At 62.9% G+C, this 827-nt stretch carries 1 protein-coding gene; it reads left to right on the top strand.

What is annotated here, in order from left to right; all coding sequences use genetic code 11:
* Positions 1–121 precede the first annotated feature (121 nt).
* Positions 122–814 carry a response regulator gene (locus HGP12_RS33760; RefSeq protein WP_168844263.1) on the top strand — a complete coding sequence of 231 codons (693 nt, stop codon included), beginning with the start codon at positions 122–124 and terminating at the stop codon, positions 812–814.
* Positions 815–827 lie beyond the last annotated feature (13 nt).

The following is an 827-nucleotide window of genomic DNA, read 5'->3' as shown; positions in this document are numbered from 1 at the left end:
TAAGCAAACATCGGCATTGTTGGTCTTTGGTCGACGTTTTGTGGAGGTTTCGTGAACGGGTGAGCGGGAGCGTTGACGCGGAGGCCCTGTCTGGCGTTTCTTCTTCGGGAAGGGGGTGCGGATGGACAATGCACTGATACTGATCGTCGAGGACGAGGCGGAAATCTCAGACATTCTCGAGCGTTATTTCGAACGCGAGGGATTTCGCGTGCTGACGGCCGCCGACGGCGAGATCGCGCTTTCCCATCATCAGCGGCTGAGGCCGGATCTGGTCGTCCTCGATGTCAAGCTGCCGAAGCTCGACGGCCACACGGTGCTGGCCACCATCCGCCAGCGCGGCGACACGCCCGTCATCATGGTCACCGCCCTGGCCGACGACCTCGACAAGCTGCATGGGCTGCGCTCGGGCGCCGACGATTACGTGGTCAAGCCGTTCAATCCCGTCGAGGTGGTCGCGCGGGCGCGGGCCGTTCTCAGACGATCCTCGGGCAATGCGAGCAACAAGGTCTTGCGGATCGGCAGGCTGGCGATCGATCCGGTGGCGCACATGGCCGTGGTCGAGGACGGCAAAGGCCGCATTCCGCTGAGCCTGACGCGGACCGAGTTCCGCATCCTCGAATACATGGCGGGCTTTCCGAACAGGGCTTTCGAGCGGGGCGAGATCGTCGATGCCTGCCTGCCCGAGGGCGATGCGCTCGACCGAACCGTCGACAGCCATATGAGCAAGCTGCGCAAGAAGTTGGATGCCGCCGGCGTCGGCGATCTCCTCAACGGCGTCAGGGGAGTAGGATACCGCCTTGGCGATTTCGGTTAGCAACAGCCTCAAT

The organism is Rhizobium sp. P28RR-XV, from assembly GCF_012641385.1.
Taxonomy (GTDB): Bacteria; Pseudomonadota; Alphaproteobacteria; order Rhizobiales; family Rhizobiaceae; genus Rhizobium.
The sequence above is the reverse complement of the archived record's forward strand: the minus strand, read 5'-3'. Positions and strand labels throughout refer to the sequence as shown.

Coding starts and splice junctions, on each gene's coding strand:
- HGP12_RS33760 (WP_168844263.1), top strand. CDS start 122: ATGGACAATGCACTGATACTGATCGTCGAGGACGAGGCGGAAATCTCA.